This window comes from Psychrobacter sp. YGAH215, assembly GCF_007280595.1.
Lineage (GTDB): Bacteria > Pseudomonadota > Gammaproteobacteria > Pseudomonadales > Moraxellaceae > Psychrobacter > Psychrobacter faecalis.
The window spans coordinates 1-23,322 of record NZ_VKLR01000015.1 but is presented as its reverse complement, the minus strand read 5'-3'; the positions used below and the strand labels follow the sequence as shown (position 1 = coordinate 23,322).

Genomic DNA, 23,322 nt, shown 5'->3' with positions numbered 1-23,322 from the left:
TAAATTTACTCATAAAAAAGGAAGACAATAAAATAATGAGCCAACTAATTCGTTTAAGAGATATCCAAGCAACTCACCGTGACCTAATTGGTGATGACTATTATGACCCAACAGGTAAAACTGCTTATGGCGTCAATGAAGAAAAAATCGGTAAAATCGAAGGTGCGCTAGTAGAAGATACTACTGGTCGTATTCGTTATTTAATCGTTGATGCAGGCGGTTGGTTCAGCTCAAAAGAAGTTCTAGTGCCAGCAGGTCTCGCTCGTATCGTCGGTGATGACGTTTTCTTTGATAGTTTAACGAAAGCACAAGTAGAAGCGATGGAAGTCTACGATCACGATTATCAGTACAGCTATAAAGAGCAGTACGAAAAAGATCGTCAATCATTCGCTGCTGATACTGTACCAGAAGCAGAGCGTATGGAGATTGCCGACCACGCTTATAATGCGCCAAATACCCTAGAGCTATTGGAAGAGCGTTTGACAGTGAATAAAGACCGCATCGTTGCAGGCTTAGTAAAAGTTGGTAAGCACGTCGTTACTGAAGAGCGCAACATTGATGTTGACCTTGAAGAAGAGCATGCCAATATCCAACGTACCAATGTAGATCGTCCAACAGATCGCCGTATCGGTGATGTAGATGGCAATCAAACCGTCGAGGTTCAATTAGAAGCAGAACGTGCTCGCGTCAATAAAGAAACCTATGTCGCTGAAGAAGTAAACGTTGGTAAAACTACCGAGCGTCATACTGAAACCATCGCTGAAACCATCCAACGTGAAGAATTAGATATCGATGGTGATGGTAATGTGGTTGACCGCGAAGGTAACCTTTTTGACCGCGATGATATCACTGCCGAAGATATCCGCCGCGCTCGTGGTATCTAATACGCCATACTTGCGCACCTTGCATAATTTTTAAGGAAGATTTCTTAGCAATTGATAATAAGAAATAATCATTAGAAAAATAAAAGTTAGATATGCATTGGGCGATAGTAATGAGCAGCTGAGTTTCAAGCTCAGTGACTAAGACCAGAGCTTGCCTCTGGTCTTTTTTTATACCTCTTTTTAAGCTACCTCACCATTTAAGGAACACTACCATGATTAACGACGACAAAAAAATTGACCCACAACAAACGCATCCACGCTCATCCTTGGCAAACGCCCCTAATCCTACTTCGCATTTAGAGCAAATTGCCAATCATAGCGGTGAGAACAAATTGCCTGCGCCAGATTTGTCCGCTACGGATTTATCCAATACTAATCAGCAGCAAACTGTGTCAAGCAGTACAAGAGAAGGTTTACATTCAGCGCATCATTTAGCAAACCACCAAACCGATGCAGGTGATGGTGGCTATTTAGAATTATTAGAAGAGCGTCCTGTTATTAATAAAGAACGCTTGGATGTTGGCAAAGTCACAGTAACCAAGCACAGACGGACTAAAACCATTGAAGTGCCTATTGAGCTGATAGAAGAATATATTACCGTACGTACTGATTATCAAGACGCAGAGAGTCAGGATTTACTATCAGGTAATTATGATGATAAGGACATATTGCGCCACGTTGAGCCATCGCTAGATAGTAAAGCAGTCGTAACCATCAATGGCAAGCAGGTTGAGATTGGTGACGCGCCGATTGAGATTGTCTTATCGCGTCAGGTAGCGACGATTACCAAAGACACCCACGTCATTCAAGAAATAGAGATTAATAAAACCACGCATACCCATACCGATAGCATTCAAGTAGCGCTCCAACACGAAGAGCTAGATGTTAAAGAAGAAGGTTATCTAGCACACGAGCAACAAAGCAATGCTGCTTATAAAAAATAGCGTTTATAAAAAGTGGGCTGATAAAGCATAAAGCTTTTTTGTAAGCAGCCAGCAGCCTTAAAACCAAATAAAAAAAGCAACGTTAATGTTGCTTTTTTTATGCGAGGTATTTGTTGTTAGGCGGCTGTTTCTGCCGTTTTAGTTTCAGACGCTGGTGATGTTTTACATTCATAAGTACTGACGTTTTCTGAATCGGCGCCAGCGGTACGCATCACGCCAGTTTCACGATCTTCATGCGCCACGCGCCACTGGATAAAGCCTTCACCACCGTCAAATGAAGTATCAAGATTGAAAACTTCAGGGTTGGTCGCATCATTGGTTTTGGTCAGAGTTACCGTACCTTGAGCAGTCTCAAGAATCACTTGTTTGTCAGCGTCTTTGTAAGTCGCTTCAACGGCTAGTGCCGGTGAACATGAGTAGCTCATTTGCTTGACGCCAGAATTAACAGACGCTACGGTATCCTCTTCCACATCGCTGACTGGCGCATCTACCACCACATCACTTGGCTCAGCAGGCTCTGCGGACATAGGCACCGATTGCTCTTCACTGATACTGTCTTCTAGGCTTGGTTCTGGCTCCTGCTGTTGTTGACAAGCACTAATTGTCATCGCGCCAGCGAGCAGACCTGTAACAATGACAGAGGTACGAAATTGTTTTAATAATTCTATATTCATGACACTCTCCAAAAAAATATGTTAAACACTATAGCGTGTATGTAAATTCACGCCTATGCTGAATTTGTAATTAATCACCACAAAACTGCTGTTACTTTTATATTCTTAATAGTTAGACCATTTGTTAACACAGTCAAAATATTAACAGAGCCAAACTAACTTAAAAACGCTAAAGATTAAAAGGAAAAGATGCTGCTAGAATAATTTTTCCTATCGAAATTCTTATGGCTATAAATCTTATCGCTATAAAAAAGTCCCTATCTAAATAAGACAGGGACTTTTTATCATAGCTTAACAATGGTTGATTATCAATATTTAGATTTTACCGTGACATTGTTTATACTTTAGGCCTGAACCACAAGGACATGGCGCGTTACGGCTTATATTCATCCCAGTGTATGGGTCAGGCTCACTGGTATTGTTGCTACCACTGCCCGCGATAGACCCTGCTGTTACGCCAGCAGCAACGCTACGGTTTTGCGCCGCTGGTCGCTCTACGCCGCCATCCATATTGTCGATATCACTGTGCTCAAACTGCATTTGCATGTGCGCGGCGTTTTCACGCTGCTGAGCTTCTAACGCTTCTAACTCTTCTTTGGTTGGGATATGCACGCGTGATAAATCTTGTACGGTTTCAGATTTAATCGCACCAAGCATCATTTGGAACAGCTCAAACGATTCACGCTTATATTCTTGCTCAGGATTTTTTTGCGCATAGCCGCGCAGATGGATACCTTTACGTAGCTGATCCATTTGGGTTAAATGCTCTTTCCAATGCTTATCCAAACTTTGTAGCATAAAATGACGCTCGAGCTGGGCGGCATCTTTTTCGCCCATTTGCTCACGGCGGGCATGATAACGATCCAGTGCGGTTTGGATGATTTTGGCACGTAAACCTTCTTCATCTAGGCGGCGGTCTTCATCTAGCCAATCGTTAATCGGCATTGAAATTTTAAACTCATCTTCAAGCTCGTCTTCTAAGCCGTCGATATTCCACTGATCATCGATAGAGCCTGGCGGAATAAACTGATCAATCATAGCGTTATAAACTTCATGATGCATGACTTCGATGGCCTCCAATAAGTCCATCTCTGCCAGTAAATCATCGCGCTGACCATAGATTACTTTACGCTGCTCATTGGCGACGTCATCGTATTTCAATAGGTTTTTACGGGCATCAAAGTCACGACTTTCGACTTTACCTTGCGCATTTTCAATCGATTTTGAAACCATTTTATGCTCGATGGCTTCGTCTTCTTTTAGACCCATGGCACGCATCATATTAACGACGCGGTCACCGGCGAAGATACGCATCAAGTCATCTTCAAGCGATAAGAAAAAGCGCGACATCCCAGGGTCACCTTGACGACCGGCTCGACCACGCAACTGGTTATCGATACGGCGTGATTCATGACGCTCAGAGCCAATGATATGCAGTCCACCTGCTGCAACGACTTGGTCATGCTTGACCTGCCATTCTGCTTTTAGGCGCGCCATCTCTTCCGGACTGACCGCATCAATGTCTTCGATAAACGACTGCCAGTTACCGCCCAAGATAATATCGGTACCACGACCTGCCATATTGGTGGCGATGGTCACCGCTTTTGGACTACCTGCCTGCGCGATAATTTCTGCCTCACGTTCGTGCTGCTTGGCGTTTAGGACATTATGCTTGATGCCTTCTTGATCGAGCAGATAAGACAACTCTTCACTGGCTTCAATCGTCGCCGTACCAACTAAGACCGGCGCACCTTTGGCTTGGATCTCTTTAATCTCGCGAATGATACCTTTGTACTTTCCTAACTTGGTTAAGAAAATTTGGTCATCCATGTCGATACGCGCAATCGGCTCGTGCGTTGGAATCACGATGACGTCTAAATCATACGTTGATTTAAACTCTGCTGCTTCGGTATCGGCGGTACCGGTCATACCGGATAGTTTGTCATAGAGACGGAAATAGTTCTGGAAAGTCGTCGTCGCAAGGGTTTGGTTCTCTGCTTGAATCTCGACGTTTTCTTTGGCCTCTACCGCTTGGTGCAAGCCTTCTGACCAGCGGCGACCGGGCATGGTACGACCGGTGTTTTCATCGACGATAATCACTTCGCCGTCGTCAACGATATAATGGACGTTTTTGACAAATACATGATGGGCACGAATGGCCGCTTGGACGTGAGCAAGTAGCGGTAAACGACTTGGGCTATATAAACTTTCGTTTTCGCCAAGCTCACCGACTTCGATTAAAAAGCGCTCAATTTTCTCATAGCCTTTTTCGCTGATTTCGATTTGACGATTTTTTTCATCAATCCAAAAATCTTCGTCTTCGTTATTTTTATTGGCTTCTTCATCTTTTGAGCGTTTAAGCCTTGGGATAATGGTATTAATCAGCGCATACATGCGTGATGAATCTTCTGCTTGACCCGAAATAATCAGCGGCGTACGCGCTTCATCGATTAAGATAGAGTCGATTTCATCAATAATACAATAGTTTAGCGGACGCTGTTTTTTCTCAGCGAGGCTAAAGACCATGTTATCGCGCAGATAATCAAAGCCATATTCGTTATTGGTACCGTAGGTGATATCCGCTTGATAAGCGTCGATTTTTTCTTGTGGTGGCTGCTGCGAATAAATAACGCCAACCGTCATACCCAAAAAGCCAAACAATGGACGGTTTAATTCGGCATCACGCGCCGCCAAATAATCGTTGACCGTAACCAAATGCACGCCTTTGCCACTAATGGCATTGAGGTACATCGCCAAGGTACCCATCAAGGTTTTACCCTCACCGGTTTTCATCTCAGCGATTTTGCCTTCGTGCAAGGTGATACCACCGATGAGCTGCACGTCGTAGTGGCGCATGCCATTGACGCGTAACGAGGCTTCGCGGCAGACGGCAAACGCTTCTGGTAATAAGGCGTCTAAGCTTTCACCGTTTTGGTGTCTTTCTTTAAATTCTGCGGTTTTTTGTTGTAATTGCTCATCAGACAGGGCTTGAATGTCAGCCTCATATGCGTTGATTTTGCTGACCACGCGGCGCATGCGCTTGAGTTCGCGGTCATTTTTGGTGCCAACGACACTGCCTATAATCTTTGATAACATAATTTTTGACCTATGGAAATATTCGATAATTAGTGCGCATTCGCCAAGGCTTTATATATTGCTGCCTGGTCATTACAATGCTGACAATCATCACTGACTAAATACCTTTTGATAACGCACTGATTAATAACGCATTGATTGTCAAAATACGGATTAACAAAGCACGCAATAATAAGGTACTGCCTAATGATGAGTCGCTTAATGAAGTATCGCCCAATTAAGTGTGCCGTCATTATATATGGTTATGACGCCGATGGATACAAGGGCAGCGAGTAGATATTTGCCGACGTAAAAAGGTCGCTGAACGTGTTAAAATAGCGCCTATATCCTTCATTTAGCAGCTGTTTCGCGCCATTAATAAACGCAACTATCTGACAGCATTCATCGCTAATTTTTTCTAAAAAACAGCCTTTGTTTCTAAGCAAACCCATTTAAGCATCATAAGAGATTCTGCATGACCGTAAAACCTTCCGCGCAAAACCCTAACGCTTTAACATGTGTTACATCTGAACCCTTAAACGCTGAGCACTTAAAATCAGAGCACGTAAAAACTGAGCATTTAAATAACGATCAGTTGCTAATCGGCGACGCTATTTATCATTTAGCCGACCATACGCCAATGATGGTGCAATATCTGACCATGAAAGCCAAATATCCACAAGCATTATTGCTGTACCGGATGGGTGATTTTTATGAGTTATTTTTTGAGGATGCCAAACGAGCGGCGCAGATACTCGATATCACCCTAACCCGCCGCGGTACCGATAAAGCCGGTAATACCATTGCCATGGCTGGCGTGCCGTTTCACGCAGCTGACAGCTATATGGCGCGGCTCATTGCGGCTGGGCAGACAGTGGTTGTTTGTGAGCAAATTGACGAGTCAGCTACTGGCACTAGCAGCCCGTCCAATACGCCGACGATAGGTGATAAGCAAAAGAAGCATAAAAGTAAATCGGCAGCTGGTAGTATCATGCGCCGAGAAGTGGTTAAAACTTTGACTGCTGGAACCATCACTGATGATGCCCTAATTGCGCCCAATCATACGCCAACCGTCGTTGCTATTGATATTGCGCTGCCAAAAGCGAATAGTAAAAAACCTTTGCAGGCTGCCATCAGCCAAATGGACTTGGCTGCTGGGACATTAACGACGCAAACACTCAGCGCGCATCACAACGATATTGAAGGTTTGCAAGCTCAAATGCTGACGGTGCTGGCACGCTTTGCCCCAAGTGAATGTATTATTAGCGAAGCACTTACTGAAAAAGCTGGTGAAAGCTGGTTATTGTGGCTTCGGCAACATCTCGACTGCCCTATTATCGAAGTTGCCGCCAATGACTTTCATCGTCAGCATGCTGCAGAAACCCTTTGTCAGCAATTTGAGGTTCAGCGCCTCGATGGCTTAGGGATTAGCGATATGTCGCTTGCACAATCGAGCTGTGCTGCGCTGATTCATTATGCACGGCAAACCCAGCAACGCCATGTGCCTCAAGTTAACCAGCTTATCGTCGAATATAATGATGACTATTTAATCATTGATGCCAATAGTCAGCAAAATCTTGAGCTGTTTACCCCCGTTAGCAGTAATGGTACGTCATTAATGTCCGTACTCAATCACTGCCAAACGCCAATGGGACGCCGCTTACTCGTTCAGCAAATGAAGCGCCCGCTGCGTCAGCATGCGCGTATTAATTTGCGTTTAGATGCGATAGCCAGCCTTTTACAGACAGACAATCAATCTAGTGAAAATAAGCAGGTTAACGAAAATTTAGAGAATAGTTCATTGGTCAGCTGTCTACGCGAAACCTTAAATACCATCGGTGATATCGAGCGAATCACTAGCCGTATTGGGCTGATGAGCGCTAAGCCGCGTGACCTGCGTAAATTGGCTGATGGTATTACTAGCAGCACTCAACTTACTACCCTACTGAGCAATGCAGGTATCAGTCATGAGCAGGCAGGACTGTTGCCCATGCTGATGCAGCAATTACCTGCGCAGCTACCTGCGGCGCAATCTGTCGCCGAGCTGATCGAGCGTGCTATTATCGCCGAGCCACCGGCGCATATTCGTGATGGTGGTATGCTAGCCGCAGGCTACGATGCAGAGTTTGACCGCCTCACCCACTTGCATGACAATATCCAAGTAACGTTAGATGAGATGCTAGAGCGCGCGCGTCAAGACTATCAATTACCTAGCTTAAAAGTAGGTTTTAATAAAGTCAGCGGCTTTTATTTTGAATTACCTAAAATGCAAGCACAAAATGCTCCTGCGCACTTTATTCGTCGGCAAACGTTAAAAAGCAGTGAGCGCTTTATTACCGATGAGCTAAAAGAAGTGGAAACCGAGTATCTCAGCGCACAAAGCTTAGCATTAGCACGTGAAAAGCTGCTATATCACGAACTATTGACCATATTAAGTGGCCATTTAGCAGAATTGCAACAGCTGAGTGCGGCTATTGCGCAAATAGATGTGCTTAGTAATTGGGCACAACTTGCTACCCTTTATAATTGGCAACGTCCAGTTATGACTAAAAATTCAAACGATGGCAACTTGTTAAAAAAAAGCAGCCAGACCCGTATCGACCAGAGCAGTATCGACATTCAGCAAGGCCGCCATGTGGTGGTCGAGGCGGCATTAAACCCCGATAATACCAGCAGCCCAGCCGCGCAAGGCGCAACACAGACTTTTAGCCAAAACCCCAGCAAACCTGCGCGCGCCCATGCCTTTGTCGCCAATGACTGTGCGCTCGGCAGTGATAGCAACCCTGAAAGATTATTAATGATTACCGGTCCTAATATGGGCGGTAAATCAACCTACATGCGCCAGACCGCTCTTATTGTCTTGCTCGCGCACTGTGGCAGCTTTGTGCCAGCGGCCAGCGCGCGCATCGGTGATATCGACCGCATCTTTACCCGTATTGGCTCGGCTGATGATTTGGCAGGTGGCAAATCTACCTTTATGGTTGAGATGATTGAAACCGCAAATATCTTGAACCAAGCAACCAATAAATCGCTGGTGCTGATGGATGAAGTCGGACGCGGCACCGCTACTACGGACGGTCTAGCAATCGCTCATGCGTGCGTCAATCGTCTGGTCGAGATTGGCTGCCTGACATTATTTGCCACCCATTATTTTGAATTGACGCAATTGGTCAACCCTGCTGAGAGCCAACACGCCAGCATTCGTAATGTGCATGTCGCCGCCAGTGAAGTCGATGGTCAACTGCTACTACTGCATCAAATCAAAGGCGGCGCTGCAAGCTCTAGCTTTGGACTTCATGTCGCAAAAATGGCGGGGATTCCGACTCAAGTATTAAATGATGCCAAACGTTACTTAGTAGATAACTTGAGCGTCGATCATTTAAAAACAAACGACTTCAAAGCAGGTAAAGAAAACACTAATGATGATAAAAATGACTTAACTAAGTCAGTAAAGGATAAAAGCGCGCAGACTTATCATAGTGAAGCAAAGAAAATGAAGGAAGATGACGTTAGTCTAAGTCGAAGCATGGCTAATATTCCACAGCAAAATCAATTATTTAGCTTACAAGATGAGCTGGCAGCGATTAATCCTGATAACCTAACACCAAAGCAAGCGCACGATTTACTTTATCATCTAAAGGAAATCATTAGTCAGTAAAGGGATTTGTCAAATAGCCCTAAAAGCGCTAAAATATGTCTTATTTTTCAGCTAATGTACTTACAATCGTAATTGTACTTTGCCAAACCAATAACAGGTAGACCACTATGACCTTTGTCGTTACAGATAACTGCATTCTTTGCAAATACACCGACTGTGTGGAAGTCTGCCCTGTGGACTGCTTTTATGAAGGCCCGAACTTCCTCGCTATCGACCCTGACGAATGCATCGACTGCGCGCTATGCGAGCCCGAATGCCCTGCCAATGCGATATTTTCAGAAGATGAGGTGCCAAAAGGGCAAGAAGTATTTATTCAGCTCAATGAAGAACTGGCACAAAAATGGCCAAACATTACTGAGATGAAAGGTCAACTACCAGAAGCTGAAAAGTGGGATGGTGTGGAAGGTAAGATTCAGTATTTGGAGAAGTAGGCAACAACTGATACTTTGGATACTATGTAGGCTGGGCTTTTGGCTCAGCCTTTTTATTTATAACCTAACTCCAATTCGTATTTCGTAGGCTGTGGCTTTAGCCCAGCATGGTAACTTTGCATAATTTGAGCTGGGCTAAAAAGCCCAGCCTACGCTTAAGCTGCAGCCTACCTACACCCATCACCTCGTCTATACACTGATTGCCTTATGAGAAACTATATTCGTGACAAAACCCAAGGCGGTTGTTACTTTTTGACCTTTAATCTACTTGATAGAAAGTCGTCACTCTTATTGATTCATATTGACAAGTTTCGTGATGCCTATGCTAAAACCATTCAACACCACCAATTCAAATTAGACGCGATGGTCGTCCTTCCTGACCACGTCCATATCATGATTACTTTGCCACCAAATTCTGATAATTACGCTGTCATAGTGGCGAGTATCAAAAGCCAATTCTCTAGGCAAATCACTAAAACCGAAGCCATTACTCCTTCACGACAAGCAAAAAGAGAGCGTGGTATTTGGCAACGACGATTTTGGGAACATCGTATCCGTGATGACGCTGACTATCGGCAACATATGGATTATATTCATCATAATCCTATTAAGCATGGCTACGTCACCAATCCTCAAAATTGGCAGTACTCTACGTTGCATAAATTGATTAAAAAAGGCGTGTATCCCTCTGATTGGGGAACGGATGAAAATGATAAAAATATCAACATTCGATATGATGTGTAAGCTAATATATTGGCTTACACATCATAGGCTTTGGGATTTGTAGGCTGAGCTACCCTTGGTTTTTTATTAAATTTAATCGTTTAATCTGTGTAGGCTGGGCATTTTGCCCAGCATATTAACCTTGCAAATATTTGATGCAAAAAATTTTGAATAATTTTAAACACAAAGAGCCAAACGTGATGTTTGGCTTTTAGATATTAAACAAGACTCTTTGTAGGCTGGGCATTCTGCCCAGCATATTAACCTTGCAGAGTTTGAGCTGGGCTAAAAGCCCAGCCTACGCTTGCTGGTACATATCCACTCCGCTGTCACTACGCCTTGCGAGAATAAAGCAGTCCACTGGACTGTTTCTTAACGTCTCTCATCTGGTGTTTAAAACGCCAAATGCCTTATCAGCCTCAATCAGTGAATATTGCTACTTGATTATGAATCGGCAAGATGCTATCTACGCTTGCTATTAGTGAATTCTAAACAGCCGCTAGCATAGTTAAAGAATTTAATATAAACCCATTAAGCTAAAGTAAACTGATTTCTTGAGGTTTTGACGTAATAAGTATATTTATTACTCATATATCACTTCACGCTAGCTGGTAATAAATCACTATCAACTGTGGTGGTAGCACGATTATAAAGAATGGCGTTTTCATTCACATCAAACTCTATTATCTTATTTTTAAGCTCACTTGATACGCCTTGCGTGTTAAATGTGTACTTAATGCCGCAGGATCGTTGTCCTGAATTATTAGCTTGCAATATCATTGCTGTTCCATACTTTCCTACCACGGTGTCTCTAGTGCCCAAATTATCTCGATTACTATAGCAATAACCAGTGGCACGGTTTTCTTGAATAGTAATTTTGAGCCCTTGTGATAGATTAATCGATTCAGATATTTGCGATTTAGCGATATATTTCTGATACTCAGGTAAAGCTATGGCAGCTAATGTACCGATAATAGCGATAACTATCATCAATTCGATTAAGGTAAAGCCATTATTATTCTGCTTCATAACTGATATACCTCTTAATTTCGGAATAAAAAAAGCATATCCTAAGATATGCTTTTTTACTAAACGAGTAATAATTAGCTCAATTAACAAATATTACTTGAAAGAACCAGGAGTAAATTCGTCTAACACTGCTGGAGTAGTTACATTGACTGTTGATGGGCTAAGTTGACCTGTCTCACTAACTTCCATACCAATTATTGCATCTTTAGGTATCAAACTTGATGCGGTGGCATTATCATAAGTATATAAGATACCACAGCCAGACTCAGCCTTTGCATCTGCAACAATTTTAGCTGTACCATATTTACCTGCAACCGTATCAGTACCACCAGTTGCATCTTTTCCATTCTTGAAACAGCTGTTGCTTTGACGGTTAGTAGCGATAGCTGTTTTTAGGCCATCAGCTAGAGTAAATGCTTCAGAAGTTTGCGATTTAGCAATGTAATTCTGATACGCAGGGATAGCGATCGCTGCTAAGATACCGATAATAGCGATTACGATCATTAATTCGATTAAGGTAAAACCTTTTTGGGTAGTGTTCATAAGAACTCCTTTTGGGGTATATAAAGATAGCTGATTATTAGCAATTTCTATCTTTAGGGATATAATAAATTTCTTTCTTATTATAACTGTTGCAGTTAGCATGCCAATTTTCTAATCATTACCACTTTTATTATCAAACTGCTCTATTAAACTTATTAATCATTAATTTTGACTCTTTATTGCCTAATCTTATTTACATATTATCGTCTAATGTTACTGCTAACCTACTGAAAATTGTCAATACATATATGCTTTAGGTGTAAAACGTAAATATATATGACAATTTTTGTCAGTTTCTACATTGCTGATACAATAATCGTCATTTATTCCAGTCATCACCAGTGCTGCAATTGCTACCACGGCATTTAATCCCCTGATAATTCAAGCTAAGATTGCCATCACTTGCCATTTGAGTACCAGTTTTTGGCGTGGCAGTGATTATCCATTTGTTAGTCAATATATTATTAGGGGGTGTTAGCGGGGTTGGATTAATAGTAACATCATATAGTGCAGTGCCCTGCCTTGGGTATGCGGTGGCAAAGTTTGTTTTGACAGTTGCACTAATCGCACTATAACTACCTTGTGCCAATTTACGACTTTCGATCTCTGAGGCGATATTTTGCATCTCGCTCATCATGTCAGTACGTTTGGTTTTGATAACATACTGCTGATAACTGGGATAAGCAATCGCCGCTAAAACACCAATGATAGCGACGACAATCATTATTTCGATTAAAGTAAATCCTCTATCGTTGTCGCTTAGACTTTGCATCACCAGTCCTCCGAATAAGTACCACAATTAGCAGAAGCCACTGTAATACTGCTATCATTATTCTTGGTCTTACACCGTAGACCAGTACTACTAAGTAGTATTTTATGGGCTGTGCCATAGTCACTACTAGGCTCAGCGAACATGCGCCATGAGCTACCCGCAGTAGAATAACCAGTACTTGCAGGAGCCAATGTATTGCCTGTACTAGCGTCTACTAAGGTAATCTGATAATGGTAATTGGTACTATCGCTGCCTTTTGGGACATAGATGGTTTTATTATCAGTCGCATCATATACATAACTGACATCGCCATTACTTGCGACCTTTTTGGGTGTAAAGCCTTTATAAGTCAAGGCACTAGCGCGCCAGCGATTGAGCTCTATATCCAGCTCCTGCATTCTGGCTTGTGCTTGTGACTCAGCATTACGTACCACGAACTGCCGATAAGAGGGAACCGCAATCGCCGCTAGGATAGCCACTATCATAATGACTATCATCAGCTCTATGAGCGTAAAGCCTACTTGTTGTTTTAACGCCTTCATATTCATGCGACTATCCTATCAGTCTACTTCATACCAAGTTTTAGGCTGTAGCGTATAACGTTCATTAAATATCATATCAGGTGCTGTGCCATCACCAATAAGTTGATCAGCAGCGGTCAAACTCTGTTGTAGGCCTTGCTCCTTCTTACCTCCCGCTAATAAAGGAGTATCATAAAAGAATTTACCATCATCGCTGCCGAAATTTACACGGTCATTAGCACGTTCGGTCAATGTCCGTGTACCGATAAGCAGACGCTGATTTGATAGGCTCGAACTACGTGGCCCGAGCGTCAGCTCTTGAATACCTTTACCTGCTTGCACATATCCACCCGTACCATTCTTGGAAGCATCATCGGTACAAATACCATAAGGTAGGCAGTAAAGTTGTCTTTCTGAACCGCCCGTCACTTTGGCAGAGCAAGAATCGGTAGCACCATAGCTCATATCTGGATTATAAACAGTCGTATAGATAAAACTATCTACTACTTCAGACTTACCAATACCTTTGCTATACCTCACATTACCGTAGCCATCAAAGCGGGTCAGAGGATAATACCAGCCTCTTTTTGTGCCAGCTTTTAGAGTATTAATGGCCGCCTCTTTTTGAGCTAAACTATAACCAGCTGCGGTAAGCGTACCAATTGCAGATGGCAATTCAGCTAGATTACTATCTGCTAAATCTACGATTGTTTGACCACCTGTTGTTCCTGCAGTGGTAAAGTTACTGGCATAAAAAACGTTATCTGGCTTAGTAACATCACTGTCTATAATACCGTAGAGTCTATCAGCCTTGGTATTATCACGTATTTTTGATAAAGGTGAGCTACGATCCCCTGAGATAGCATTAACTAAAGCAAACAAGCTGTTACTACTATCATTACGATAGAAACTGACCGTAGGGCGTTCATAGAAGCGATAGTTATACTTTTTATCATTGCCTGTATAGACGCTTTTGAGTATACGCGTGACTCTGGTATTGCTAAAAGAAGTCTCAGGTGATGGTGTGCCTGATGCAACTGGCTTTTTAAAACCCGCATTGGTAAAGTCAGCACGGAATATCTGACCACCTAAATCTGCAAAATAGATATGATCCATAAAGCCATCATTATCGCGGTCTAGAGTAGTAACACCAGCGACAACGCTGTTAGTCATATCAGAAACAGTTTTCGAGACTCCTGTCGAGTTCGACACGTTAGAAGCTGACCATATTAACGCACCTGTTTTAGCGTTTATAATATATACCGCATTACCTTTGGTAGACGATAGGTTTGAGCAGTCACCTAATAGCTCGGCATTTGAAACACCAACTTGGAAGGTTTCATTTTCATAACACATATCATAACCACCGCCAAACACCAATACATCGGTTCCTGTATCGGTAGTACTGGTTTTTATTTTGGCTTTGGTAGGTTTTTCCCAAATCTGACCCATACGACTAAAACCTGAAGTGGCTGGTGTAATCGTAAACATCATACTAGGATTATCACTGTCATTAAGGTTTACGCCATAAAAAGCCTCACCGCCCATACGCAGCCCACCGTAAGCGAATACACCTTTACCGCCTGTCGTATTAACATTTACTCTATTATTAGACAAATTGTATTGATAATCTGCAGTGACTAACCAAGGTGCATCTATACCAAAGTTCGGTGACCCTATCTCGTTTTTAGTTGCCCCCTTAATAAGCGCATCAGATTTGCTTGGATCTCTTAGCATCTCTCTTGGAATAACAACGAATTTCTCTTTGCCTCCATTACCGCTGCCTTGATCACCTGCATCTACTAAATGCAAGCCACCTTCTGATGAACCGAATAATACATAATCATCGCGTGCATCCGTGACTCTACCTGTGTCAGCGTCAAGAGTAGCAGAATAGGAAACGGCTGCCGGTGTAGAGTGAATCGTTGCCCCTAATATCTTAATCGGTTTGGTGGCATTTGCTGTAGTAAGCGTCATGTCTTTGACGGCAGTCGCAGTACTTGGTAAATTATCGAATCCTAAGAAATTCAATAACTTTCTTAAAGTCGCTTCATTGTAGGTAGTAGTATCTACAAATGTACTATCAGTCAACGCTGCTCCATCTACTACTACCTTACCGGCAATACTTACGCCAAATTTCCTTAATACCGGCTTAGTATCATCGGCACTCGTCGAATCTTCAACATACAATGTTCTAAGCGATGCTACATCTGTATTAGGTGTATTCAATAGAGCATAGAAACCACCGTTTTCTACCTTATCATTAGCACCAGTGTAGTCTTTATCTGACCACATATCTTGCGTCGCTGCATTCAAATCACCCGCAACACTTTTAAATAACTTGGAGTCACTTTTACCGTATAAGGTCCCTTCATTTAAGGTGTATTTTTTTAGGTTACCTTCCCAAATAACTGAGTTTTCAGCTACCTTTGGTTGTAATGTAGGATAATAAGCAACAGCGAGTTGACTATCAGCACGATAGGGATCATCAGGTATGATGATCGTACCTGATGGCACTGATGGCAGGGTTTGGTTTAAATCACTGACAAAGGTGATAATACTATTAACAATATCTTCTGTAGATTGTGCTGAATAGAAACCGCCTTCGCCGAAGCCGCCTACGCCTGATAAAGATGGATGGGATTTTTCGCCCCAGTTGCAGGCGTTTCTTGCATCAATATTGTTGATTTTTTCACAGTTATAAAAATCGCGATCTGCGGTCACACCCGTTTTTGGATTAGTATAAGGTAACCTGCGAATGATTCGCTGTTCTGGTTGTCTCTGTGCATCTGCCACTCGATCAACATCAAAAACAGAGCCAAAGCCAACCACTGCTGTATATATTTCTCTATCTGTACCTAATGGGTTGATGGTTGGATCACGCAAGGCTTTCGCAAACGCTCCAACTTCGGGCATGCCATGACCACTTTGAGTGCCATTTGGTAGCGTGGCTGCTGGGACACGGAAATCAGGAAAACCTAAAGCTGATCTCATCAAGGGTAAAGAAGCGGGTGAGCTATTTGGCTCACCATCGGTTAAGAAGTAAATACCACGTCCATCACAACTAGAAACGGATGTCAGGGGACTGATATAATTCGCACCAGAATCAGACTTCGAGCTTGTAATAGACTTTTCAAAACCACTGAAGCCCCAGTCTTCTGCACTTTGGGTTTTATCTTTAGATAGACAAGTACCATTATAATATTTACAAGAACTGCTCGTATAACCGGACGTTGAAATTCGATAGGAATTACCCAGTCCAGTACATCTTTCAGCAGTCCATGAGATACATTGTGAATAATAATCCCCATAGTAGTCTCTACCAGCATATCTATACTCTTCTCTTGGATAGGTAATAGATGATGTAGATGTATTTCTGCCTAGCATGTAAGCACCGACTTCTGCATAGGCATTGGCAGTCGGTGTTCCATTCTCTCCCTTTAATGCTGCTACTGCTGTTTTGATGGCGTTACGCTGGGTCTGATCAACCAGTTTTGCTGGTACGACTATTTTGCCGCTAGTGCCATCAGCACCTATATATGTATTATTGTTTTTATTGCTTTGCGTTGAGTACTGACCAATACCAATCGCTACCTTTTTGGGATCTAATTGAGTGTTATTCATAAGAGCAAAAAGCGCGTCTTTAAGGCGGGTTAGACGGTCGTAAGAAGGTACATCATCTTTATAATAGTATGTATTCCCGCTATTATTTCCAGCAATAAAACCACTGGTTGTTGGAGCGGCTATTTCAGTTGCACATTCAGCAATTCCGAAATTAAAACTACCAGAACCATCGCTTAATCCGCAGCTATACCATTTACTGCCTGTTTTACGATAAAAAAACTTTCTAGTTTCACAATATACTTTGGGATATGGCATGGTTGAAGAGCTTTGTTGTTTAATACCATTAGAAGATACTCCATTAGGTAGGTCACACGCATCAGCTCCAACATTAGATACGAGGGCTGACATACTACCCGAGGTATCTAGCATCATAGTGATGGTCGTCTTACCTGCCTCAGCAGCTTTATAAATCTCTAAATCACCAATTTTTTTACCCGCCACATCTGCCTGAGAGATCGGCATTGCCATCATGGATGCCACGACAACGACCAAATACTTCAATGGAACAGTGATTGTGTTAGACGTAGTCGGTACGTTGTTAAATCGTTTCATGACATCTATCCTTATATTATTTCAGAGCAATGAATAGGCAAATTAAGGTGTAGAAAGTACACACTTAGAATTCATGGAGCCTCTACCAAATGGATAACACTTGGTAGAAGAAGAAACGTTTTCCACATCCGCTTGCTCATATAGCATTTTGCTCGGTGTGCTGGCTGCTAGTAAACATTCATTTAACGATTTTTTGCCAGCTGCGACGTTTGCACGAATACTGGTTTGTTCAAAACACTTTTCAGTGCCTACCTTAGGCTCACTATAAGCTGGTAGTGAAGAGGTTGCTCGTATATCGAACTGATACTTTTTACTGGTTCTATCTTCAATTTCCTTACCGATGACGACGTGTTCAAATGGCCCCGCATTGGCACTAGGAGGCGTCAGTGAAATACTCATCTGGGTCATGACGGCTTGCCTCTCGCTCGTATAGTCGGTCGCTTTTGTATAATCGCATATACCGTTATTCAGGCTATCTACATACCCACCAGTAGGCGCTCTAACAGTCGCACTATTGGTTAAATATCTTTGGGTACGCGGATTGAAGCAATAGATAAACTCGTTGACTTTATTATCTTCGAATAACACAAAATGACCAAGAGCGCCTGTTGCGCTTGTGACATCTTTATATCCTTCAGATGCTGGACTACCATTTACCATCGTCTCTAATTTTTGATTGGCGCTGTCTGCTGATTGCAACAACACCGTGTTGATCTGATCGCTAGTCGCAACTTTAAGATCTGTCGTACTTTGCCTGACTGCAATAGCGCCCGCCAACATAATGAGCACTAAAAATAATAAGACCACTATCAGCGTCGCCCCTTGCTCGGTACTCCGATATGCCAAGCCAATATTGATAGGTCTTTGTGTCGAACTTGATAAATCCGGATGTCGAATCACTTTCAGTCTCCTTCAATAAGCTATAGGCTAGTATTTATATTGACAACACGAGCGTTACGTAACAATGTTGTGGTCTCATACGTGCTACGGACTTTCTTTTTACTACTGCTATCTGTTTTCAATTTATTATCTGCAGGCGACTGACCTAACAAGGCAAATTCCGACTGTTCAGCACTCCCTATAATGGGCGTGCTACCATGCACAATTAAACCAATCTTTACAGCTGTTATAGCTGCCTTATCAGGAGTTGTTATTAACGAATAGGCGCTACTAGGTAGATAAATAAGTTGTCCTGCGTTAGCGCCCATTGTGTACTGGGCACCTAATAACACCTTAAACTGATCTACATTAACGATAAACTCTTGCCCTGCTTGACCAAAAGTACGTGAATCAGTCGTTGGCATTGATTTATCTATTCCACCATCCTTATTAACGCGTCCGGCGTCACACGCCAATACTAAGTCTTTAATAGCGGTAGTGCTGGTATTACTTGTTGCCAGACGTACAAAATAACGCTCGATAACGATATCATTAACAGCAGCCGTTGCTCCTTCACAATCTGTCATTGGAGCGCCTGTTATATTGGTATATTGAATTGTCAGCTGATCGCTATCGGTATTGGTATTTGATATACCTGTCCACCCGTTCGTACCGACAGCTGTATCGCCTGCTCGTCTGGTTAGATATCCTGTATGGGAATAAGGAGTCGGTGTATCTGGAACACCAATATTCAGACCCGTTAAGACAATACCGCCATTGCGAGTAGTGCCATCAATTCTGGTGGTTGGATTACCAAGATTCGCTAGACGAATACTTTTTTCTAGTTGTTGTAAGCCGAACACACTGGCATCCTGTAATTCACTACCGCTGGCCTGAATACTGCTTGTCTTTACATTAATCAGATATACTTGAATAACGGCTGCAGAGACGATTAAACCAAGCACTAAAGAAATCATCAGCTCTATTAACGTAAAGCCTGCTTGATGAACATTCATATGCTTGCTTTGATAATTATATGACATCAGTAAGCCTCCATAATAAAGCACTCGGCACCATTCTTATAACTACCATTTGCTTTGGCGCAAGCCTTAGGTTCAGTATCACTTAATTCAACGGTGGTGTCTCCCCAACTTGCTACAAAGCACTGGAGTTCCTGCTTACCAGATGTACCAGGACAGCCGCCTGGCACCATACCAATGTTAATATCATTAGCATTTGCATATGATTTTAATAATAATCCATCACGTGTTGCCAGTTGATTGATAGTACAACTGGTTGCTGCTGTAGGTGCGGTATTCGCACTTGTCAAACAACTGTCTTTGGTTATACTCTTGCTATCAATACTTACAGTATCTGAAGTGCCGTTTATCGCTGCCTTAAAAGCAGCAATACCACTAGGATTCGTACGCATCGTCTCTGCGCCGCCTCGCATAATAGCTAAAGAACGAGTACGCATCAGACTTTCGTCTGTTGCTTTAATCGCTGACATTTGCATAGCGCTAAACCCTAACACGGCGACAGCTAGTAACAGCAGTGCCACCATTACTTCTATTAAACCTACGCCTGCCTGTGTGTCTACGATCTTCATTAGCAGCTCCCAGCATTTGTAATGTTCACATTAGCAATGTTAGTAAGGCTTACTTGTTTAGGTGTTTCATTAGTAGAGCCACTATCACAGATGGTATATATTACTGTAGCATTGTTAGCTATTTTCTTATTGGGTTGAAAAACAATACTGGTTACCGAAGATGGGGTAATCGTTTGGGTAACAGTACTTCTAGCATTAAGATTATAGGTAGATATATCGTCACTACCAACTTGTAATTTGATCGTTTGAGGTGTGCTAGTACTCGTGTATATGACTGTTACATTCTGACGACGAAGTATACTTTCCACTTTTGCTTCTTTTAGCGCATTTGCAATAGTAGAAGTCGTTGATTTTACGCGCTGATTGGCAAGCTGAGTATTGATACTAGGCGCAGCGATACCTGCAATAATAGCAAGCACGGCAATCGTTACCATCAGCTCAATCAGGGTAAACCCTGAGCTGGTCATTCGTAATTTTCGTGCTACTTTATTTGCAGATGCGTTCAAATCGAATCCCTATCTCTCGCTGGCACTGTCTTTAATTGATATTAAGCTTAAAGTACAGTAAATATCTCGTTTTATGAAACCTATGCTCATACTGATTGTTTTTTAGGTATATTCACTAATAGATATGCAATTCTTGTTCCATAAAGGCTATACAATAAAAACGTCGATATTTAGCGTATTCATTAAATATATGTTTCTTAAATTCTGACTTATTTTTATAAAAATATTATTGAACTATAAATATTCAAAATATGTAGGTAAAATTGTGCCAATAATATAACGTTAAGACAACACATTAGCAACATAATAGTTATTATAAATTGATAGAGGGAGTTTTTCTAATAAAAACAAACTTTATAGCTGACTACCATGCGCCAACGCATAGGCAGATAATTGATAACGGCTCGTGCTTTGAGAATTAAGACCTACTAGACTAAAAGATTGACTATATAAGGTACGCCCTAACGCTTGCAAGCTTGCGCCTGTGGTTGCGACATCATCAAATAAGATGAGCCGTTTGACAGGTGGTATCTCGATGAGGGCAAAGGCATTGACTAAGTTACTTAAACGTTCGGCACGGGTAAGGCCTTGCTGGCTAACAGTATTATCGATACGTTCTACGCCATGCCAAAGCGGAATATGCCAATGCTTAGACAGTTGTGCGGCTAAAATACTGACGGGGTCAAAGCCTCTTTTAACAAGGCGTTTATTGGTCGTCGGCATGGCAACAATGACGCTATTATCGCGATGGCAGCCCTGCGGTCTAGGTAACTGACGTAATACATGTAGCAATAACGGTAACTTGGTCATATCTTCATGATGCTTAAAAGCACGAATCGCTTGGCGTATTGGATAATCGTAATAGGTCGCTGCTTGAATAGAGAGAACAGTGCCCGCAGCGATATCAACCTCAAAGGGTTTGGGTAGCCATGCGAGACTGTGATGGCAATGTGAGCAGAGCAAGCCGCTATTAAAACGGTCATTAACGTGCTGGCGTAGTTTCGTAAAAAAGGAGTGATTATTAGGAGGAATTGCTGAGGAATGGTTTTGTGGCAGGTGGAATTGCGGTGTACTACGATAAATACGGCATAACTGACAGCGTACGTCTCCATACTCTGCCAGCCATAGTCCGCTTTGATAAGGCGCTAAACGGCGCATCTATCGATACCTATCGACGCGTTTATCCTAAAAACCTTTCCAGTCATTTAGCACGATACCAAAACCAATCGAAGTATTTTCATGGTTATAATCAATAATAGATTCGCCATAACCTTGGAATAATTGAATATAGCCGTTGACGTTTTTGGATAATGGATAGACATAATCAATTTGGGCAGCACCCTTATTGGTACTCGGATTATAACGCAAGGTACCGCTTAGGCTTTGCTGCTCAGGCAAGTCATATAAGAACTTGATATCACCATAGCCCATGTAGTCTTCGATATCTGGATTGTCCTCACTGCTAGAGCTCTCGTTATTGACGCGCGCCCATAGACGCGGTATGACTGACAATTTGCCCCACTCTGCCCCTGCCATCAGATAAGCACGGTTCCACGAGCGCGATAATGGATCATCTTGTCCATTAGAGTGGTGAATCGCACCCGCCCCTAACATGCGCAGACGGCCACCAAAAGGCAGGTCAGCTGTGACCGGCTGGGTCAAAAATATCTCCGGCTGATAATCGGTAGCACGAAATGGTCGTGAGTTGTCTTCGTTATAAACCTGCCAGTGCGACTCTTGGGTATAACCAAACCATAAATCGGCACTGGTATCAAACAAATCTTCCATCACTTTGGTCTTTAATGACAGCTGGAACTTTAGCTCTGTATTACGGGTGTCGTTAGAGGTGAATGTTTCACCGGGCTCATCTGGATTACTAGGAGTTGGGCTAAGATTAGGGTCAAAGGTATAAAACAGCGGCAGTACGTAGGTTGGACGATAAGGTCTGACGGTCCAAGTACCGCGCTCGCTGTTTTTATCCAAGTCATAAGATAGGCTTAGCGGCGTGTATTTCTCGATATCAGCTTGGGTGACGCCGACGTTCTCTAATACTTCCGCCTCCCTTTGCGTCAGTCCAACCGTATCCAAACTTTCGCCATTACTAGCTTCATTATTTGCCGCATTACCTTTTGCAGAAATGGTGGTATTTTCCTCTACTAGGACAACTTGCGGATTACCAGCAAGGGTACTTTGTAGGGTTTTTGCCAAATCAACGGGTTGTTTAGTCGTGGTGTAGCTCGGCGTTTTACCTTGCTCAGCGACTTTATCAAAACAGGCTAACCGCGCACCACTGGTTTGTACTTGTGTACACTCATAAAACAGTCTTGCTTGTTCGGCGACAAACTCCTTACTAATCACCTTATCGCTTTGAGCCGCCGCATTTGGATTGACCACGCGCTTATTGACAACTTTTGCCGCCTCATCAGTATCATACTCAAATGCGATACTCTCTACCGGTAGCTCTTCATAGCTTGGAGTGCCATTAGCGGCGTTGGCTTGTAAGGTAAAACAAGCAAGCGCCGTCCCAACCGCCATGGTTAAATAGCATTTGGACCGCTGACTGTTATTATTTTTGCCCGCTGTGTTAAGCGCTAAAGAGGGACGCTGCGGCGTAATAGGAGAAAACATAAGTGTCCTTTATCTAACTGGCATGAGCGCCAGCAGAGTCTATGAGATAATTGATATAACCATTAGCATGATTGCTAAAATAGAGTAAAAACCAAAGAAAACCAATAAATATGGACGTGTCAGGTAGCCATTACTCGTAGTAATGCGCCTTTCGCAATGTTGCTTTATTGTAATGAAAATAAGGGCACTATACTAGGGCGTGTTGAACATTGGATATAAATTTCTGGCAAAAAAAATAGCGAACGGTTAATCTTTAAGTTCTCACACAAA

18 protein-coding genes are annotated in these 23,322 nt (G+C 42.6%); 5 read left to right on the top strand and 13 right to left on the bottom strand.

What is annotated here, in order from left to right:
- The first annotated feature begins 35 nt into the window (after positions 1 to 35).
- Both FOR85_RS07475 and FOR85_RS07470 read left to right on the top strand, forming a co-directional pair.
- Entirely contained in the window at positions 36 to 884 is an 849-nt protein-coding gene (locus FOR85_RS07475) for a DUF2382 domain-containing protein (RefSeq protein WP_144297396.1), read from the top strand.
- A 212-nt stretch (positions 885 to 1,096) separates the two neighbouring features.
- On the top strand, positions 1,097 to 1,828 hold the full coding sequence (locus tag FOR85_RS07470; protein WP_223808565.1) for a YsnF/AvaK domain-containing protein: 732 nt from the start codon (positions 1,097 to 1,099) through the stop codon (positions 1,826 to 1,828).
- A gap of 116 nt (positions 1,829 to 1,944) precedes the next feature.
- Here FOR85_RS07470 and FOR85_RS07465 read toward each other — a convergent pair whose 3' ends face one another.
- Both FOR85_RS07465 and secA read right to left on the bottom strand, forming a co-directional pair.
- The gene (locus FOR85_RS07465; RefSeq protein WP_144297395.1) at positions 1,945 to 2,502 is read right to left on the bottom strand and encodes a hypothetical protein; all 558 of its coding nucleotides are present in this window, start codon (positions 2,500 to 2,502) and stop codon (positions 1,945 to 1,947) included.
- A gap of 315 nt (positions 2,503 to 2,817) precedes the next feature.
- Positions 2,818 to 5,598 carry a preprotein translocase subunit SecA gene (gene secA / locus FOR85_RS07460; RefSeq protein ID WP_144297394.1) on the bottom strand — a complete coding sequence of 927 codons (2,781 nt, stop codon included), beginning with the start codon at positions 5,596 to 5,598 and terminating at the stop codon, positions 2,818 to 2,820.
- Positions 5,599 to 6,217: 619 nt separating this feature from the next.
- Between secA and mutS the strand changes: the two genes are divergently transcribed.
- From mutS to FOR85_RS07445, 3 genes are all read left to right on the top strand, one after another.
- Positions 6,218 to 9,235 (top strand): DNA mismatch repair protein MutS, encoded by a 3,018-nt coding sequence (mutS, locus tag FOR85_RS07455; protein ID WP_373681948.1) that lies wholly within the window; start codon positions 6,218 to 6,220, stop codon positions 9,233 to 9,235.
- A gap of 107 nt (positions 9,236 to 9,342) precedes the next feature.
- Positions 9,343 to 9,666: a ferredoxin FdxA gene (fdxA, locus tag FOR85_RS07450; protein ID WP_045452504.1), complete on the top strand. Its 324-nt coding sequence runs from the start codon at positions 9,343 to 9,345 to the stop codon at positions 9,664 to 9,666.
- 207 nt (positions 9,667 to 9,873) lie between these two features.
- Positions 9,874 to 10,410: a transposase gene (locus FOR85_RS07445; RefSeq protein ID WP_144297392.1), complete on the top strand. Its 537-nt coding sequence runs from the start codon at positions 9,874 to 9,876 to the stop codon at positions 10,408 to 10,410.
- 573 nt (positions 10,411 to 10,983) lie between these two features.
- Here FOR85_RS07445 and FOR85_RS07440 read toward each other — a convergent pair.
- From FOR85_RS07440 to FOR85_RS07390, 11 genes are all read right to left on the bottom strand, one after another.
- Complete coding sequence (locus FOR85_RS07440; protein WP_144297391.1) at positions 10,984 to 11,418, bottom strand: pilin; 435 nt, start codon at positions 11,416 to 11,418, stop codon at positions 10,984 to 10,986.
- 93 nt (positions 11,419 to 11,511) lie between these two features.
- The gene (locus tag FOR85_RS07435; RefSeq protein WP_144297390.1) at positions 11,512 to 11,961 is read right to left on the bottom strand and encodes a prepilin-type N-terminal cleavage/methylation domain-containing protein; all 450 of its coding nucleotides are present in this window, start codon (positions 11,959 to 11,961) and stop codon (positions 11,512 to 11,514) included.
- Positions 11,962 to 12,280: 319 nt separating this feature from the next.
- A complete protein-coding gene (locus FOR85_RS07430; RefSeq protein WP_144297389.1) occupies positions 12,281 to 12,733 on the bottom strand; it encodes a type IV pilin protein in 453 nt (150 codons plus the stop codon).
- Positions 12,733 to 13,281, bottom strand: a complete 549-nt coding sequence (locus FOR85_RS07425) for a type IV pilin protein (RefSeq protein ID WP_144297388.1) — start codon at positions 13,279 to 13,281, stop codon at positions 12,733 to 12,735. The genes FOR85_RS07430 and FOR85_RS07425 overlap by 1 nt, the downstream gene beginning before the upstream one ends.
- A 12-nt stretch (positions 13,282 to 13,293) precedes the next feature.
- Positions 13,294 to 17,430 carry a pilus assembly protein PilY gene (locus FOR85_RS07420; RefSeq protein ID WP_223808564.1) on the bottom strand — a complete coding sequence of 1,379 codons (4,137 nt, stop codon included), beginning with the start codon at positions 17,428 to 17,430 and terminating at the stop codon, positions 13,294 to 13,296.
- A gap of 42 nt (positions 17,431 to 17,472) precedes the next feature.
- Entirely contained in the window at positions 17,473 to 18,330 is an 858-nt protein-coding gene (locus tag FOR85_RS07415) for a PilX N-terminal domain-containing pilus assembly protein (RefSeq protein ID WP_144297387.1), read from the bottom strand.
- Between the two features lie 20 nt (positions 18,331 to 18,350).
- On the bottom strand, positions 18,351 to 19,352 hold the full coding sequence (locus FOR85_RS07410) for a prepilin-type N-terminal cleavage/methylation domain-containing protein (protein WP_144297386.1): 1,002 nt from the start codon (positions 19,350 to 19,352) through the stop codon (positions 18,351 to 18,353).
- Positions 19,352 to 19,918: a type IV pilus modification protein PilV gene (gene pilV, locus FOR85_RS07405; RefSeq protein WP_144297385.1), complete on the bottom strand. Its 567-nt coding sequence runs from the start codon at positions 19,916 to 19,918 to the stop codon at positions 19,352 to 19,354. The genes FOR85_RS07410 and pilV overlap by 1 nt, the downstream gene beginning before the upstream one ends.
- A complete protein-coding gene (locus FOR85_RS07400; RefSeq protein ID WP_223808563.1) occupies positions 19,918 to 20,424 on the bottom strand; it encodes a Tfp pilus assembly protein FimT/FimU in 507 nt (168 codons plus the stop codon). Before FOR85_RS07400 ends, pilV begins: the two co-directional genes overlap by 1 nt.
- A 354-nt stretch (positions 20,425 to 20,778) precedes the next feature.
- On the bottom strand, positions 20,779 to 21,582 hold the full coding sequence (locus FOR85_RS07395) for a ComF family protein (RefSeq protein WP_190295523.1): 804 nt from the start codon (positions 21,580 to 21,582) through the stop codon (positions 20,779 to 20,781).
- Between the two features lie 27 nt (positions 21,583 to 21,609).
- Positions 21,610 to 23,052 carry a phospholipase A gene (locus tag FOR85_RS07390; RefSeq protein WP_144297384.1) on the bottom strand — a complete coding sequence of 481 codons (1,443 nt, stop codon included), beginning with the start codon at positions 23,050 to 23,052 and terminating at the stop codon, positions 21,610 to 21,612.
- Between the last annotated feature and the right edge of the window lie 270 nt (positions 23,053 to 23,322).